General features: G+C 62.3%; 1 protein-coding gene. It reads right to left on the minus strand.

Annotated elements, in window-relative coordinates; translation table 11 throughout:
- Nucleotides 1–332: Hcp family type VI secretion system effector (locus NGM28_RS28610; protein WP_252092566.1), on the minus strand; the 332-nt coding region annotated here is incomplete at both ends.

Raw genomic sequence — 332 nt, forward strand, 5'->3', positions numbered from 1 at the left:
TCCTGGCAGTTGTGCATGTAGTCCTTGATGTCGACGATGATCGCGTCTTCCAGGACGGTGGTGTAGTAGTGCTCTTGAGTGCCCTGGGCCGAGGTGCGGTACCACTTGATCTCGACCTTGGTCATGCGCTCGCCCGAGGTCAGGGCGGCCAGCAGCAGCGGCGAGGCCTTGTCAAAGACCTTGGTGATCTTCACCGGCTTGTGCACGCGCTGGCCGGTCGGCTGGCCGGACTGCGGGTCACGCGGGATGATCACTTCGTGTTCGAAGCCCTGGACCATGACCTGGTCTTCGTGGCCTTCCTGGTAGGTGTTGCCCACCGAGTCGGCGGTGAA

Source organism: Pseudomonas sp. MWU13-3659, from assembly GCF_023757525.1.
GTDB lineage: Bacteria > Pseudomonadota > Gammaproteobacteria > Pseudomonadales > Pseudomonadaceae > Aquipseudomonas > Aquipseudomonas entomophila_E.